At 65.5% G+C, this 14,925-nt stretch carries 8 protein-coding genes; 2 read left to right on the top strand and 6 right to left on the bottom strand.

The window, feature by feature from the left end; translation table 11 throughout:
• Positions 1 to 9: 9 nt before the first annotated feature.
• The 3 genes from SB764_RS07640 to SB764_RS07630 all read right to left on the bottom strand — a co-directional run bounded on the left by SB764_RS07640 (position 10) and on the right by SB764_RS07630 (position 5,539).
• Positions 10 to 3,195 (bottom strand): efflux RND transporter permease subunit, encoded by a 3,186-nt coding sequence (locus SB764_RS07640; protein ID WP_074981282.1) that lies wholly within the window; start codon positions 3,193 to 3,195, stop codon positions 10 to 12.
• An 85-nt stretch (positions 3,196 to 3,280) separates the two neighbouring features.
• On the bottom strand, positions 3,281 to 4,507 hold the full coding sequence (locus SB764_RS07635) for an efflux RND transporter periplasmic adaptor subunit (protein ID WP_065057649.1): 1,227 nt from the start codon (positions 4,505 to 4,507) through the stop codon (positions 3,281 to 3,283).
• A gap of 33 nt (positions 4,508 to 4,540) precedes the next feature.
• Positions 4,541 to 5,539 carry an alpha/beta hydrolase gene (locus tag SB764_RS07630; RefSeq protein ID WP_410863108.1) on the bottom strand — a complete coding sequence of 333 codons (999 nt, stop codon included), beginning with the start codon at positions 5,537 to 5,539 and terminating at the stop codon, positions 4,541 to 4,543.
• Between the two features lie 188 nt (positions 5,540 to 5,727).
• Between SB764_RS07630 and SB764_RS07625 the strand changes: the two genes are divergently transcribed.
• Together SB764_RS07625 and SB764_RS07620 are read left to right on the top strand one after the other, a co-directional pair.
• Positions 5,728 to 6,732 (top strand): LysR family transcriptional regulator, encoded by a 1,005-nt coding sequence (locus SB764_RS07625; RefSeq protein WP_065057648.1) that lies wholly within the window; start codon positions 5,728 to 5,730, stop codon positions 6,730 to 6,732.
• Positions 6,733 to 6,990: 258 nt separating this feature from the next.
• Positions 6,991 to 7,266, top strand: coding sequence for a DUF4148 domain-containing protein (locus tag SB764_RS07620; RefSeq protein ID WP_074981280.1), 276 nt, complete (start codon positions 6,991 to 6,993; stop codon positions 7,264 to 7,266).
• Positions 7,267 to 7,453: 187 nt separating this feature from the next.
• Here SB764_RS07620 and SB764_RS07615 read toward each other — a convergent pair whose 3' ends face one another.
• The 3 genes from SB764_RS07615 to selD form a co-directional block, all read right to left on the bottom strand.
• Positions 7,454 to 12,508 carry a YadA-like family protein gene (locus SB764_RS07615; protein ID WP_410863106.1) on the bottom strand — a complete coding sequence of 1,685 codons (5,055 nt, stop codon included), beginning with the start codon at positions 12,506 to 12,508 and terminating at the stop codon, positions 7,454 to 7,456.
• Positions 12,509 to 12,903: 395 nt separating this feature from the next.
• Positions 12,904 to 13,809 carry a cation diffusion facilitator family transporter gene (locus SB764_RS07610; RefSeq protein WP_065057645.1) on the bottom strand — a complete coding sequence of 302 codons (906 nt, stop codon included), beginning with the start codon at positions 13,807 to 13,809 and terminating at the stop codon, positions 12,904 to 12,906.
• A complete protein-coding gene (selD, locus tag SB764_RS07605; RefSeq protein WP_065057644.1) occupies positions 13,806 to 14,879 on the bottom strand; it encodes a selenide, water dikinase SelD in 1,074 nt (357 codons plus the stop codon). Before selD ends, SB764_RS07610 begins: the two co-directional genes overlap by 4 nt.
• Between the last annotated feature and the right edge of the window lie 46 nt (positions 14,880 to 14,925).

Raw genomic sequence — 14,925 nt, 5'->3', positions numbered from 1 at the left:
CATCCTTCTTTACGCGTCCACCGTATGCTTCGGCGCGTGCGCATTGTCCTTCTGCGCGACGTGAATCTTGCCGCCCGCGAGCGTGCGCAGCACCACGTAGAACACCGGCGTGAGCAGCAGACCGAATGCGGTCACGCCCAGCATGCCGAAGAACACCGCGATCCCCATCGCGTGACGCATTTCCGAACCCGCGCCGCTGGAGAGCACGAGCGGCACCACACCCATGATGAACGCGATCGACGTCATCAGAATCGGGCGCAGACGCAGACGGCTCGCTTCGATCGCCGCCGACAGCGGCGTGTGTCCGTCGTGCTCCAGTTCGCGGGCGAATTCCACGATCAGAATCGCGTTCTTCGACGCCAGCCCCACCAGCACCATCAAGCCGATCTGCGTGAAGATGTTGTTGTCGCCCTGCGTGAGCCACACGCCGGTCAGCGCGCAGAGCACGCTCATCGGCACGATCAGGATCACCGCGAGCGGCAGCGTCAAACTCTCGTAGAGCGCGGCCAGCACGAGGAACACGAGCAGCACGCTGATCGGGAACACCCAGATGCCCGCGTTGCCGGCCAGCACCTGCTGATACGTGAGGTCGGTCCATTCGAACTTCACGCCGCGCGGCAACACTTCGGCCGCGATGCGCTCGGCTGCCGCCTGCGCCTGCCCCGACGAGTAACCGGGCGCCGGTCCGCCGTTGATGTCGGCGGCGGTATAGCCGTTGTAACGCACCACCATTTCCGGACCATACGTCGGCGACACCGTGACGAGCGACGAGAGCGGCACCATGTCGCCCGCGGCGTTGCGCGTCTTCAGTTGCAGGATGTCGTCGGCCTTCTGGCGGAACGGCGCATCGGCTTGCACACGCACCTGATACACGCGTCCGAAGCGGTTGAAGTCGTTCACATACAGCGAGCCCAGATAGATCTGCATCGTGTCGAACACGTCCGTCACCGGCACGCCGAGCTGCTTCGCCTTCGTGCGGTCCAGATCGACGTTCAGTTGCGGCACGTTGATCTGATAGTTCGTGAAGGTCGGGCCGAGTTCGGGCGTCTGCGCCGCGCGCTTCACGAAGTCCTGCGTCGCGCGATTGAGCGCTTCGTAACCGAGCGCGCCGTGATCTTCCAGCTGCATCTTGAAGCCGCCGAGCGTACCGAGACCGAGCACCGGCGGCGGCGGGAACACGGCGATAAACGAGTCCTTGATGCTCGCGTACTGCTGGTTCAGCGCACCCGCGATCGCACCCGCGGCCAGCGCCTTGCCCTTGCGCTCCTTGAACGGCTTGAGCGTGACGAACACGATGCCCGCGCTCGAACTGTTCGTGAAGCCGTTCACCGAGAGACCCGGAAACGCCACCGCGCTTTCCACGCCAGGCTGCTTGAGCGCGATCGCGCTCATCTCGCGGATCACACTTTCCGTGCGGTCGAGCGATGCGCCGTTCGGCAGTTGCGCGAACGCGATCAGATACTCCTTGTCCTGCGCGGGCACGAAGCCGCCCGGCACGACGCGGCTCATCAGCACCGTCGCGCCGAGCAGCACCACATAGACCACGAGCATCGCGCCCTTGCGGCGCAGCACGCCGTTCACGCCGCGGCCATAGCTTTCCGAACCGCGATGGAACACCTTGTTGAAGCGCGTGAAGAAGCCGCCGAGCACGCGGTTCATGCCGCGCGTGAGCCAGTCTTCCTTCGCATCGTGGCCGCGCAGCAGCAGCGCCGACAATGCAGGCGACAGCGTGAGCGAGTTGAACGCCGAGATCACCGTCGAAATGGCGATGGTCATCGCGAACTGCTTGTAGAACTGGCCCGTGAGACCGCTCATGAACGCGAGCGGCACAAACACCGCGACCAGCGTGAGCGCGATGGCGATAATCGGCCCGCTCACTTCCTGCATCGCTTTATAGGTGGCGTCGCGCGCGGATAATCCACTTGCGATGTTGCGCTCGACGTTCTCCACCACCACGATCGCATCGTCCACCACGATGCCGATCGCGAGCACCATCCCGAACAGCGACAGCGCGTTGATCGAGAAACCGAACGCCAGCAGGAGCGAGAACGTCCCCACGATCGACACCGGCACGGCGATCAGCGGAATGATCGACGCGCGCCACGTTTGCAGGAACACGATCACCACGATCACGACCAGCGCGATCGCTTCGAGCAGCGTGTGAATCACTGCTTCGATACTCGAACGCACGAACTGCGTCGGGTCATAGACGATCTTGTAGTCCACGCCCGCGGGCATGTCCTGCTTGAGATCCTTCATCGCCGCGCGCACCTGTTCGGAAATCGCGAGCGAATTCGCACCCGGCGCCTGGTTGATCGCGAGCGCGACGGCGGGCTTGTTGTCGAGCAGCGAACGCAGGCCGTATTCCGACGCCGCGAGTTCGATACGCGCGATGTCGCGCAGATACGTCACGCCGCCGTCGGGATTGGTCTTGACGATGATGTCGCCGAATTCGCTTTCCGTACGCAGACGGCCGCGCGCGTTCACGTTCAGCTGCAACGGCGTGCCGGGCACGCTCGGCGACGCGCCGATCACGCCGGCCGCCACCTGCACGTTCTGCTCGCGAATCGCGTTGACCACGTCCTGCGCGGTGAGATTGCGCTGCGCCACTTTCTGCGGATCGAGCCAGACGCGCATGGCGTAATCGCCCGCGCCCCACAGCTGCACTTCGCCCACGCCCTGAATGTTCGAGAGGCGATCCTTGACGTTGAGCAGCGCGTAGTTGCGCAGGTACGTCATGTCGTACTGATTGTTCGGCGAGATCAGGTGCACCACCATCGTGAGCGTCGGCGAGCTCTTGATGGTCGTGATGCCCAGACGCTGCACGTCTTCGGGCAGACGCGGCAGCGCCTGATTCACGCGGTTCTGCACGAGCTGCGTGGCCTTGTCCGGATCGGTGCCGAGACGGAACGTGACCGTGAGCGTGAGATTGCCGTCGCTATTGGCTTGCGACTGCATGTACAGCATGTTCTCGACGCCGTTGATCTGCTCTTCGAGCGGCGCGGCCACGGCTTCGGCGATCACTTTCGGATTCGCGCCCGGATACTGCGCGTGCACGACGACCGAAGGCGGCACGACCTCGGGATATTCGGAGATCGGCAACTGGAACAGTGCGATCACCCCGGCCAGCAGGATCAGCACGGACAGTACGCCCGCGAAGATCGGCCGGTCGATGAAGAATTTCGATATGTTCATGGGTCGCTCTTAATTCATTCGTATCACTAACTAACTGCGAGGCTGACACACACGGCGACGCGCGCCGTGTGCGAGACGCTGCGCGTCAGGAAGTCTTCGCGTCCTTGCTGTCTTTCGTGGCCGGTTGCGTGGCGACGGCAGCCGCGTCGGCGTCGGGATCGCCGTTCATCGGCACCATATGCGAGCGCACCGCCTCGCCCGGACGCACGCGCTGCGTGCCGTTCACCACCACATGCTCGCCCGCCTTCAGGCCATCGACGATCACGCGCAGATTGCCCTGCTGCCCGGCGATCTGCACCGTGCGATAGGCGACCTTGCCCGTGCCGTCGACCACGTAGACGTACTTCTTGTCCTGGTCGGTGCCAATGGCGGCTTCGTCCACGAGCAGCGCCGGATGCGGCGCGGAACCGCTCACCTTGATGCGCGCGTAGAGGCCCGGCACAAGCGCGCCATCGGCGTTGTCGAAACGCGCACGCACGCGAATCGTGCCCGACGAGGTATCGAGCCGGTTATCGACGGACTCGATCGTGCCCGAGCGCGAGTAGCCGGTTTCGTTCGCAAGCCCCAGTTCGACCGGCACCTTCGAGCCATCCTTCATGCGGCTGATGTAGTCGAGATAGGTCTGCTCGTCGGCGTCGAATTCGGCGTAGATCGGCGACACGGACACCAGCGTCGTGAGCGGCGCGGCGCTTGCGCCCGCGCTCACCACGTTGCCGACCGTGATCTCCGCGCGCGACACGCGGCCCGCGACCGGCGCGACGATGCGCGTATAGCCGAGATTGATCTGCGCGGCTTCGAGCGCGGCCTGCGCGGCCTTCAGGTTCGCGCTGGCTTCGCGCGCGGCGTTCTGCTTCTCGTCGTAATCGCGTTTGGCGATGGCGTTGTCGCCGATCAGGCGTTGCGCGCGCTCCCAGTCGCTCTGCGCGTAACCGGTGCGCGCCTGCGCGGCGGCGAGTTGCGCGGCGGCCTGATCGACGGCGGCCTGATACGGACGCGGATCGATCACGAACAGCGTGTCGCCCTTCTTCACGAGCGCGCCGTCACGGAAGTTCACCGAAACGATCGTGCCGGATACCTGCGGACGGATATCGACTTTTTCGACCGCGGCCAGGCGGCCGGAGTAAGACTGCCAGTCGGTGATCGTGCGCTGCGCGACGGCGGCGACATCGACTTCCGGCGCGGGCGGCGCTTCGGCGGCCACGGCCGGATGCGCATCGAAGCGCATCGCGCCGAGCGTGCCGAGCCCCGCGACGACGAGCACGGCCACGACCGCTAGCGCGATGCGTGATGGGGATTGCGAAAAGAGTGACATTTGGCGGGCTCCAGATGGGTGTGTGGTTGTTGTTTATGGATTGCGCGGCGAACGCGGCGAGTCACGGCTTGCATCGCGATTCGCGTCGGCCTCGAAGCAGCATTTGAAAAAGCGCACGGCTTCCGCGAGCGCTTCCTCGTGCGCGCCGATCTGCGCGTGCGAAACGCTCGGATAACGCACCACATGTGTGCGCACGCCGGAGTCGATCAGGCGGCTCGCGTACTTTTCCGCCTCGATATGCAGCACGTCGTTCTGCGCGGTGACGATCAGCGTGGGCGGCAAACCGCCGAGCCGCGACGATTCGAGCGGCGCCGCGTACGGATGCATGCGCTGCGTGGCGTCGGGCAGATAAGCGCGATAGCACTGCGCGCATTCGCTCGCGGTGATGTCGGAACCGAGGCGGCGCTCGTCGCCCAGACGCGTGAGGCTCGGGTCGAGCATCGGCGCGAACAAGGCCTGCGCCGCGAGCTTCACGTCGCCGCGATCGCGGCCGATAAACGCGAGCACGTTGGCGATCTGGCCGCCCGCGTCGTGACCGGCGGCGATCACGCGCTTCGTGCTGCCGCCGAATGCGCGGGCGCGCGTGAGCACCCACAGCGCCGCGCGATGGGCGTCTTCGGGCGCGGCCGGAAACGGGAATTCGGGCGCGAGCGAATAATCGACCGACACCACCAGCGCGGGTAAGCGTTCTGCGAAAAAGCGGCTTTGCACGTCGGCGTCGTCGAGCGTGCCGCGCACGAATCCGCCGCCGTGGAAATACAGCAGAACGGGCAGATTGTTCGCGCCCTGCGGACGATACAGACGCAGCACGATGTCCTTCACGTGGCCTTCGATCGTCACTTCGCTGACGTCGATCGCGGTCGTCCGGCCGCGCGCCTTGCCCGCAACGGGCGAGGCAGGCGCGACGCGCGCCGGCTGGGCGGGCTCGTTGGCCGCGTCGGGCGCATAAGGTGCATCGGCCGACGCGTTAGCAGCGTTAGCAACTTGAGCGGCGGCTGAAATCCACGGCGTCGAACGTTTAAAGGCATCCATGTCGAAACGGCGCAATGCGCGAGAGTAGATTCGAATGGAGCGAATTGTGGGTTCGGCAGACTTCTAAATAAATGCCTATAATCCGGCAACACAATTCGGCGCACCTGAACAATCTGTCTCCTCTTTACGCGCGAGTGTTTATTTCGAACACCGCGCGGCGTGCGTCCGATGACTTTCGGAGAATGGCAATGGACCGCCTTCAGGCCATGCAGGTGTTCACCCGCGTCGTCGACACGAACAGCTTTACGCGCGCAGCCGAAACGCTCGACATGCCGCGCGCCTCGGTCACGACGATCATTCAGAATCTCGAAGCGTTTCTCGGCGTGCGTCTCATGCATCGCACCACGCGCCGCCTTTCGCTCACGCCGGACGGCGCCGCGTATTACGAACGCTGCGTGCGCATCCTCGCCGATGTCGAGGAAACCGAACAGACGTTCCAGGATCGCAATCGCAAGCCGCACGGCAAATTGCGCATCGACATGCCCGGCTCCATCGGGCGGCTGATCGTGATTCCGTCGCTGTGCGAATTCCACACGCGTTATCCGGACATCGATCTGCAGCTCGGCCTGAGCGATCGTCCCGTCGATCTGCTACAGGAAGGCGTCGATTGCGTGGTGCGCGTGGGCGCGTTGCAGGATTCGTCGCTGGTCGCGCGGCGCATCGGGCTGTTCGAAGGCGTGTCGTGCGCGGCGCCCTCGTACCTCGAAAGCCACGGCATGCCGCGAACGCTCGACGATCTGCAGGAGCATCGCGCCGTGAATTATTTTTCGAGCCGCACGGGGCGCGTGATCGACTGGGCCTTCCTCGTCGACAACAAGGAAGTCGAGGTCAAGCTCAAGAGCATGGTGTCGGTGAACGACGCCGATGCGTACGTGACCTGCGGCGTGGAAGGTTTCGGGCTGATTCAGGCGCCGCGCTACATGGTGCTGCCGCTGCTGAAATCGGGCCAGCTCGTGGAAGTGCTGCCCGATTTCAAACCGCTGCCGATGCCGATTTCGGCGGTGTATCCGCATAGCCGCCATCTGTCGCCGAAGGTGCGCGTGTTCGTCGACTGGATCGCCGAAGTGTTCGACCGCTGCCCGCTGCTGAGCGGCCGCGGCTCGCTCGACAAGGCCTGCACGCTGCGCACGCTCGAAGAGCGCGAGTCGGCGCCGAGCCTCGAAACGCCGGTCATTTCGGAGTGGGCTGCGTAATTTTTCGCGGATTCTCAGGCGCGATATTGCGCGATACCGTGCATATTCGCGCCCAGACGGGCGGGCTTCGAAAGCCCGCCCGTCTTGCTTTTGAGCGTTTGCATTGCCTACGCGTGCGACCGATTGTTCCGGAATCTCGACAATTCCTTTCGTTTTCAGACTGTTTATCGCCGACGCGCGGACACCTACATTTGCACCTGTCGCCGCACCGGTTGTTGTTTTCATCGATTTGCGGCGCCCTTAAAACAGGAGCAGATCATGAAACGCACTCTCGCAACCGCCCTCGGCGCAACGCTCGTTGTTTCGCTTGCCGCCAGCGCATCGGTGTTCGCGCAATCGGTGAACAACGGTCCCAAGACGCGTGAAGAAGTGAAGGCCGAAATCGTCGCCGCGTATCGCGACGGCACGTTGCCCGCGCTGAACAAGACGAGCTATCCGAATCAGAGTCTCGTGGGCCGCACGCAGGCAGAACGTCTCGCGATTCAGGAAGGCCGCGCGAACGACGCGCAACGCGTGGCGCGCGTGAGCGAATAACACGCGACGCGTCGACCTGCATCGCGAACTTCATCATTAATCAGGATGACTGATCATGAATACGACTACGCCTTCCGAGCTGGACACCTGGAACAACACCGCACCGGTGTGGACGCCGTTCCGTCATTGAAAGCGCAATAAAAAAAGCCCGATGGTTTGTCGACCATCGGGCTTTACCGTACGAGACTTACCACTGATACCCGGCGCCGAGTGTCACGCCCGTGTTGCCCTGGCTGCTCGAGCTCGCCGACGCCTTTGCGACCCAGCGGTTGTTGCGCGTCACGTAGGACACGCCGAGCGCCATGCCGGTCTGTCCGCCGATGCGCGAACCGGCGGCGGCCACCATCGTCCTGCCCGGCTCGGTCGGTTGCGGCAGACCGGCGACCGCCATCGCCGCCGCGGCCGCGCCGAATGCGTCCCGGCGCACGTCGCTGATCTGGTTCTGCACGCCCGAGATGCGCTGATCGACGTAACCCTGGCCCTGCGCGGCCATCGCGTTGAGCTGGTTCATGTTGGCCGCGTCGGTGCCGGCCGTGCCGGGCGCGACGTTGGTGATCTGCCGCTCGTTGCCCGCCGAGCCGACCGACACCACGTTGTCGCGATCGGCCACCGAATCCGCGCCGAGCGCCACCGAATTCGCGCCAGTCGCCTGCGTGTTCGCGCCGAGCGCCACGGCGTTCGCGCCGCTCGCGACGGCGTTCGCACCGGCGGCCGTTGCGTGTGTGCCGCTGGCAATCGCGCCTTCCGTGTCGCGATTGCCCTGCGCCGCGACGAACGGATTGACCGCCGCATCGGCCGCCTGCTGGACCGATGCGATCGCGTTGTTCATCTGGCCGAGATTGACCGCGTCGGTGTCCGCCGTGCCGGCCGCGACGTTGTGCAGACTCACCGGTGTGCTGCCGTCGCCAAGCGTGACCGAGTCGTGCGCCGATGAGTCGTAGGCCACCGCATTCGCCACATCGCCCTTGATATCGCTGATGTCCTGCGCGTTCTGCGCAACGCGGCCGTCGAGATCGGTCAGCGCGCCGCCCACGTTGTTGTATGTGTTGCCGCCGATGGCGTAGTTCGGGCCGCTCATGGTGCCGTTCGCGTTCATCGTCGCACCGCCGCCCAGCGCGTTCGCCGTGGCGTTGCCGATGGCGAAGAGTTGCGAGCCGTTCACGGCGTCGACGCTGCTCGCATCGACATTGCCTGCCGCCACGCCCGTCAGCAGACGCACACCGTTCGTGCCGGCGAAATCGACCGAAATGCCGGGCACGTCCTTGCCGACCGTGATGGCGTGCGTCGTGGCATCCTGCTGCACGAGGCCGATGGTGCCGCTGCTCACCGCATCGGAGAGATCCGTTACGCGGCCGTCGAGATTCGTGAGCGCGCCGCCCACGTTGTGGAAGGTCGTGTTGCCGATTCGATACGTCGGCGTCGTGATCGAGCCGTCGGCAGACACGCTTGCGCCGCCGCCGAGTGCATTGACGAGCGCGCTCGATACGCCAAAGAGTTGCGAGCCGTTGATGGCGTCGAAACTCGATGCGTCGACTGCGCCATTCGCGACGTTATGGAGCGCGATCGGCGCGGTCGCACTCGTGCCGCCGAGCGTGACCGAATCGTGCGCCGACGAGTCGTACATCACCGCGTCGGCGGTTTGGCCTTGAAGGTTGCTGATTGCGTCGGCGTTCGCGGTCGTGCGGCCGTCGATATTCGTGAAGGCTTCGCCTGCGTTGTGGAACGTCGCGCCGCCGATGGTGTAGGTCGGCGTCGTGATCGAACCGTCGCTGTTCACCGTCGAGCCGCCGCCCAAACCGCTGGCCGTACTGCTGGCGAGTTTGTAGAGCTGCGAGCCGTTCACCGCATCGTTGCTCGCATCGCTCACTGCGCCTGCCGCCACGTTGTGCAGTGCGACCGGCGTGCTCGTACCCGCGCCGCCGAGCGTCACCGAATCGTGCGACGACGAGTCGTACATCACCGCGTCAGCGGTTTGGCCTTGCAGCGTGCTGAGCGCGTCCGTGTTCGCGGTCGTGCGGCCGTCGATATTCGTGAAGGCTTCGCCTGCGTTGTGGAACGTCGCGCCGCCGACGCTGTAGGTCGGCGTCGTGATCGAACCGTCGCTGTTTACCGTCGAGCCGCCGCCCAGACCGCTTGCCGTACTGCTGGCGAGTTTGTAGAGCTGCGAGCCGTTCACCGCATCGTTGCTCGAATTGCTCACCGTGCCTGCCGCGACGTTGTGCAGTGCGACCGGCGTGCTCGAATCTGCGCCGCCGAGCGTCACCGAATCGTGCGACGACGAGTCGTACATCACCGCGTCAGCGGTTTGGCCTTGCAGCGTGCTGAGCGCGTCCGTGTTCGCGGTCGTGCGGCCGTCGATATTCGTGAAGGCTTCGCCTGCGTTGTGGAACGTCGCGCCGCCGATGGTGTAAGTCGGCGTCGTGATCGAACCGTCGCTGCTTACCGTCGAGCCGCCGCCCAGACCGCTGGCCGTACTGCTGGCGAGTTTGTAGAGCTGCGAGCCGTTCACCGCATCGTTGCTCGCATCGCTCACTGCGCCTGCCGCCACGTTGTGCAGTGCGACCGGCGTGCTCGTACCCGCGCCGCCGAGCGTCACCGAATCATGCGCCGTCGAGTCGTACATTACTGCATCAGCGGTGAGCGCTTGCAGCGTGCTGATTGCGCCGGTGTTCGTCGTGACCTGCGTGTTCGTCGCGTAAAGTTGCGAGCCGTTCACTGCATCCGTGCTCGCTGCCGTTACGCGGCCTGCCGCGACGTTGGTCACCTGACGTTCGTGTCCGGACGAGCCCACGCTCACCACGCCGGTCGGCGTTGCACCTGCATACGTGAACGTCTGGCCGCCGATCACCCCATTGGGCGTGTTCACCGCCGCCTCCGTGGTCGCGCCGTGGCCGAGCGCCACCGAGTCAGCAACCGAAGCATTCGCGCCATAGCCGATCGCGACCGCATTCGATACGCTCGCCGTCGATGCTTTGCCCACTGCCGTCGCTCCGCTTGCGCCTGCGTTGGCGGCCGCGCCCAGCGCCGTGGCACTCGAAGCCGCAGCCGTCGCCGATCCGCCGAACGCCACGGCACCCGATGCCTTCGCGTACGTATTCGAGCCCACGGCGACGTTGTTGCCGTCAGTGCCCGCCGTACCGGCATTCGCGTTGTTGCCGAGCGCGACCGAGTTATAGCCCTCGGAGAACGCAGTCTGGCCAATCGCGATATCGGACGCGCTCGTATAGAGCGAGCCGGTATTCGTGCGCGCGCCGTAACCGATCGCAACCGAACGATAGCCTTGCGCCGTTGCGCTCGCACCCAGCGCAACGTTGGCGCCTTGCCCACTAAAACTCGGGCGGCTTGCCGAGGCGCCATTGCCAATAGCGATATCGTCGGTATACGTAGTGACAGCGCCCGGACCAATCGCCGTCGAGTTCGGGCCGTTCGCCGCCGAATCGGCCAGCATCGAGTTCGTATGGAAGTACATGATGCCGCCGCCACTCGTGATCTTGTTCACCGTGTTCGAGATGGCCGTCACGTTGTTGTTCGTGGCGTAAAGCTGCGAACCGTTCACCGCATCCGTGCTCGTGCCGGTCAGCGTGGCCGCCGCGACGTTGGTCAATTTCACGTTCGAGCCCACGCCGCCCAGCGTCACCCGGTCATGCGCCGTCGAGTCGTACATCACGGCATCCGCGATCTCGCCTTGCAGCGTGGTGACCGCGCTCGTGTTCACCGTCACCTGCGTGTTGGTCGCGTAGAGCTGCGAGCCGTTCACGGCGTCGGTACTGCTTGCGTTCACTTGCCCCGCCGCTACGTTGGTGACCTGGCGCTCCGCAGTCGCCGCGCCAACGCTCACCACGCCGGTCGGCGTCGCGCCGGCGTACGTGAAGGTCTGACCACCGATCACGCCATTCGGCGTCTTCACCGCCGCCGCCGTAGTCGCGCCATAACCCAGCGCCACCGAATTCACCGTCGTAGCCGTTGCGCCGTAGCCGATTGCCGTGGCGTTGCTCGCCGAGGCAAGCGCTTGCGCACCAATGGCAGAGCCTCCGGCTCCGCTCGCCGTTGCAGACGTGCCGAATGCACTCGCTCCACTGATGCCGGACGAAACGGCACTCGAGCCGAGCACGACGTTGCCCGTATGCGTCGCAGTCGCACTGGCGCCGATGACCGTGACGTTATTGCCATACGCATACGCGCCGTCGCCGACCACCAGCGTGGACGCGCCCGTCGCCTGGCCATTGCCGAGCGTCGCTTCGACGTACGCGTTGCGGCCGATCGCGATGGCACCGCTACCGGTATTGTTGATCAATGCGTTTTCGCCGAGTGCGATATTGCCGTCCGCGGTGCCGCCCACGCTGGTCGTGGCCTTGTAACCCAGTGCAATGCTGTTCGTGCCTTGCGCAATGGCGATCTGACCAATTGCAATCGACCTGTTCGAGGTGCCTTTCGCGCCTTGCCCCATTGCGACCGCATTGTCCGCCGAAGCGCTCGCGGAAGTGCCAAGGGCAATCGCGTTCTGCCCGTTCGCTACCGCGAGATTGCCGATCGCCGTGGACGCGTCGCCGGACGCCGCCGAACCGGCGCCGATCGCCGCCGCATTCGCGCCGACGCCGCTCGCCTTCACGCCCAGCGCGACCGATCCCGCTCCGCTCACCGCGGCGCCCGAGCCGATTGCCACGGCGTTGTCGGCGGCGGCCGTCACGGTGCTGCCGAGCGCGACCGAGTTGTTGCCCATCGCCCGCGTCGCCGCGCCCACCGCCACCGCGCGCTCGCCCGTGGCCTTGGCGGCGGCGTCTTGAAGGGCGTCCACCTTGTCGCCGCCCAGCGCGACCGATTGCACGCCGCTCGCCGTCGCGCCGCCGCCGAGCGCTGTCGCGCCGTTCGCGATCGCGAAGGTGTGATCGCCCAGCGCGAGCGCCGAGGCGCCGTTCGCCACCGACGACGTGCCGATGGCGATCGAATCGGTATCCGACGCACTGGCATTGCAGCCCATCGCCAGATAGTTGAGGCCGGAGCCGCCGATCGTCGTACCCGTGCAGATGTCCGCCGCTATGACGGTCGCGCCGTCCGTGTCCAGCACCGTGCCCGCGCGAACGCCGCCGCTCCACGCCGCCGCCACGGCAAGCGCGCCGCATGCGAGCCGACTACGCGAACGCGCACCGCTCCCACCCTTCGCCCCGCGTGCGCGCGCGTTTTCCTGCACAGCGATCCAGCGTCCCGATGCGGCGTTCCAGATCGTGCGATAAATCTTGTTCATTCGTCATCCTGATCATTGCAAGCACTTTCGCGAAGCAAATGATCACGAACAGGATGGCGTCTCCGGTGCGCTTCGCGATTCAGCGTTGCAGGGCGTCCGGATCGAACGCCCATGTCGCGCATCGCGCCGCTGCGACAGTGCGGCGGCACATCGCGCGTCCTGCCGTGAACATGCGCGCGACATGCGACAAAATTTTGCAATTCATGCAAGTCAACCGAAAGGAAATCCTATAGCGACGTAGGACAACGCAAAATAGGACGATTCTTAAATCGACGACGCACGCGACAGCGCGCCTCATCCGCGCATCGACAAGAAAAACGGGCCGCGCTCCAGGAGCGGCGGCCCGTTCGGGGATTGCCGGATCGTCAGCTTGTCGGCTGACGACCGATCACGATTTAACGATTCACGAAGTCCGGCTCGAAGAACACCCAGCGCACCTGCGGGAAACGCGCCTGCAAATCCGCTTCGATCTCGTTGATCGCTTCGACCATCGTGCGGCTGTGTTCGTAGTCGATCATCTCGGCCTGCACGGCCACGACGATCTCCTTGCCCCATTGCAGGGTGATGACGTTCATGATGTGGCGAATCTCGGGCCGCGCGCGCAGAAACGTTTCGATGTCGCGCCGCATTTCCGGACTCGCCGACTCGCCCACGATCATCGACTTCACTTCGCGCGCGACGAGCCACGCGATCGTCATCAGCAGAAAGCCGATGCAGATCGAGCCGCACGCGTCCCACACGGGATTGCCGGTGATCACCGTCAGCAGCACCGCGACGAACGCAATCGCGAGACCCGCGAGCGCGGCGACGTCCTCGCCCGCCACGACCAGCAGGTCCGAATCGCGCGTTTCGCGGAACCATCGCCACAGCGGCTTGCCCGGATTGCCCGCGCGAATCTCGCGCATCGCGCCATACAGCGAGAGCGCCTCCAGCACGACCGACACGCCGAGCACCGCGAGCGCCACATACACGTATTGCAGCGGCTCGCGCGTGAACAGCCGGTGCACGCCCTCATACACGGAAAACGCGCCGCCCACGAAGAACAGCAGCAGCGCGACCAGCAGCGAATAGAAGTTGATCGCGCGGCCCGAGCCCATCGGATGCAGCGGCGAAGGTGGTTCGCGCGACTGGCGCAGGCCGAACAGCAGCAACAGTTGATTGCCGCAGTCGGCGGTCGAGTGAATCGCTTCGGCGAACATCGAGCCGGAGCCCGTGAACGCCGCCGCCGCGTACTTGCAGACGGCGATGCCCGCGTTCGCGGCGAGCGCGTAGAAAATGGCTTTCGGCGACTCCGCGCTCATACGACCTCGACGCGAGCAGGGCCTTCGTCCAGTTCGCCGATCACGCGGGCATCCGCGAAACCGTCCTGGTGGAACAGCGCGAGCACGTCGTCCACGCGCTCGGGCGCGCAGGCGACCAGCAGACCGCCCGAGGTTTGCGGATCGGTGAGCAGCGTGCGCGCGCTTTCCGGCAGGCTCGGCGCGAGCGTCACGCCCTCGCCGTACGACGCCCAGTTGCGGCCCGACGCGCCCGTGAAGACGCCCTGATCGACAAACGCCTCGACGCCCGGCAGCCACGGCAGATCGGCGTAACGCACGCGCGCCGTGAGACTCGCGCCGCGCGCGATTTCGAGCGTGTGGCCGAGCAAGCCGAAGCCGGTCACGTCGGTCATCGCGTGGACGTCGTCGAGTTCGGCGAGCGCCGCGCCCGGCCGGTTGAGCATCGTGGCGGCGGCGACCATCGCCTGATAACCGGCCGCGTCGAGCAGGTCCTTCTTGAGCGCCGCCGAGAGCACGCCCACGCCGAGCGGCTTGCCGAGCACGAGCACGTCGCCCGCGCGCGCCGAGGCGTTGCGCTTCACGCGCGACGGATGCACGACGCCGAGCGCCGCGAGCCCGTAAATCGGCTCGACGGAATCGATCGAATGCCCGCCCGCGACGGGAATGCCCGCCGCCGCGCAGACGTCCTCGCCGCCGCGCAGCACCTGCGCGATGACGTCGTGCGGCAACACGTTGATCGGCATGCCGACCAGCGCGAGCGCGAGGATCGGCTTGCCGCCCATCGCGTAGACGTCGGACAGCGCATTGGTCGCGGCGATGCGGCCGAAGTCGTACGGATCGTCGACGATCGGCATGAAGAAGTCGGTGGTCGCGACGATGGCCTGCTCGTCGTTGAGCTTGTAGACGGCGGCGTCGTCGGCCGTCTCGGTGCCGACGAGCAGATTGGGAAACGCAGCCGTGAGCGGCGTGCTGCGCGCGAGCAGCGCGGAGAGCACGCCCGGCGCGATCTTGCAGCCGCAGCCGCCGCCGTGCGAAAGGCTCGTGAGACGCGGCGCGGCGCTGCCCGATGAAGTGCGGACGGTGTCGTTCATGGCGGGGAGTCTTCCTGAATATGCTGACGAAACGTCCCTATTATGG

It is taken from the genome of Paraburkholderia sp. SIMBA_027, assembly GCF_046535315.1.
Lineage (GTDB): Bacteria > Pseudomonadota > Gammaproteobacteria > Burkholderiales > Burkholderiaceae > Paraburkholderia > Paraburkholderia tropica.
Note: the sequence above shows the minus strand (reverse complement) of the source record. Positions and strands in the feature narration are given on the sequence as shown.

Bases quoted from the DNA above. Each gene is read 5' to 3' on its own strand.
- SB764_RS07620 (WP_074981280.1), top strand. From the start codon at position 6,991: ATGAAACGCACTCTCGCAACCGCCCTCGGCGCAACGCTCGTTGTTTCG.
- SB764_RS07615 (WP_410863106.1), bottom strand. From the start codon at position 12,508: ATGAACAAGATTTATCGCACGATCTGGAACGCCGCATCGGGACGCTGG.
- SB764_RS07630 (WP_410863108.1), bottom strand. From the start codon at position 5,539: ATGGATGCCTTTAAACGTTCGACGCCGTGGATTTCAGCCGCCGCTCAA.
- SB764_RS07610 (WP_065057645.1), bottom strand. From the start codon at position 13,809: ATGAGCGCGGAGTCGCCGAAAGCCATTTTCTACGCGCTCGCCGCGAAC.
- SB764_RS07640 (WP_074981282.1), bottom strand. From the start codon at position 3,195: ATGAACATATCGAAATTCTTCATCGACCGGCCGATCTTCGCGGGCGTA.
- selD (WP_065057644.1), bottom strand. From the start codon at position 14,879: ATGAACGACACCGTCCGCACTTCATCGGGCAGCGCCGCGCCGCGTCTC.
- SB764_RS07635 (WP_065057649.1), bottom strand. From the start codon at position 4,507: ATGTCACTCTTTTCGCAATCCCCATCACGCATCGCGCTAGCGGTCGTG.
- SB764_RS07625 (WP_065057648.1), top strand. From the start codon at position 5,728: ATGGACCGCCTTCAGGCCATGCAGGTGTTCACCCGCGTCGTCGACACG.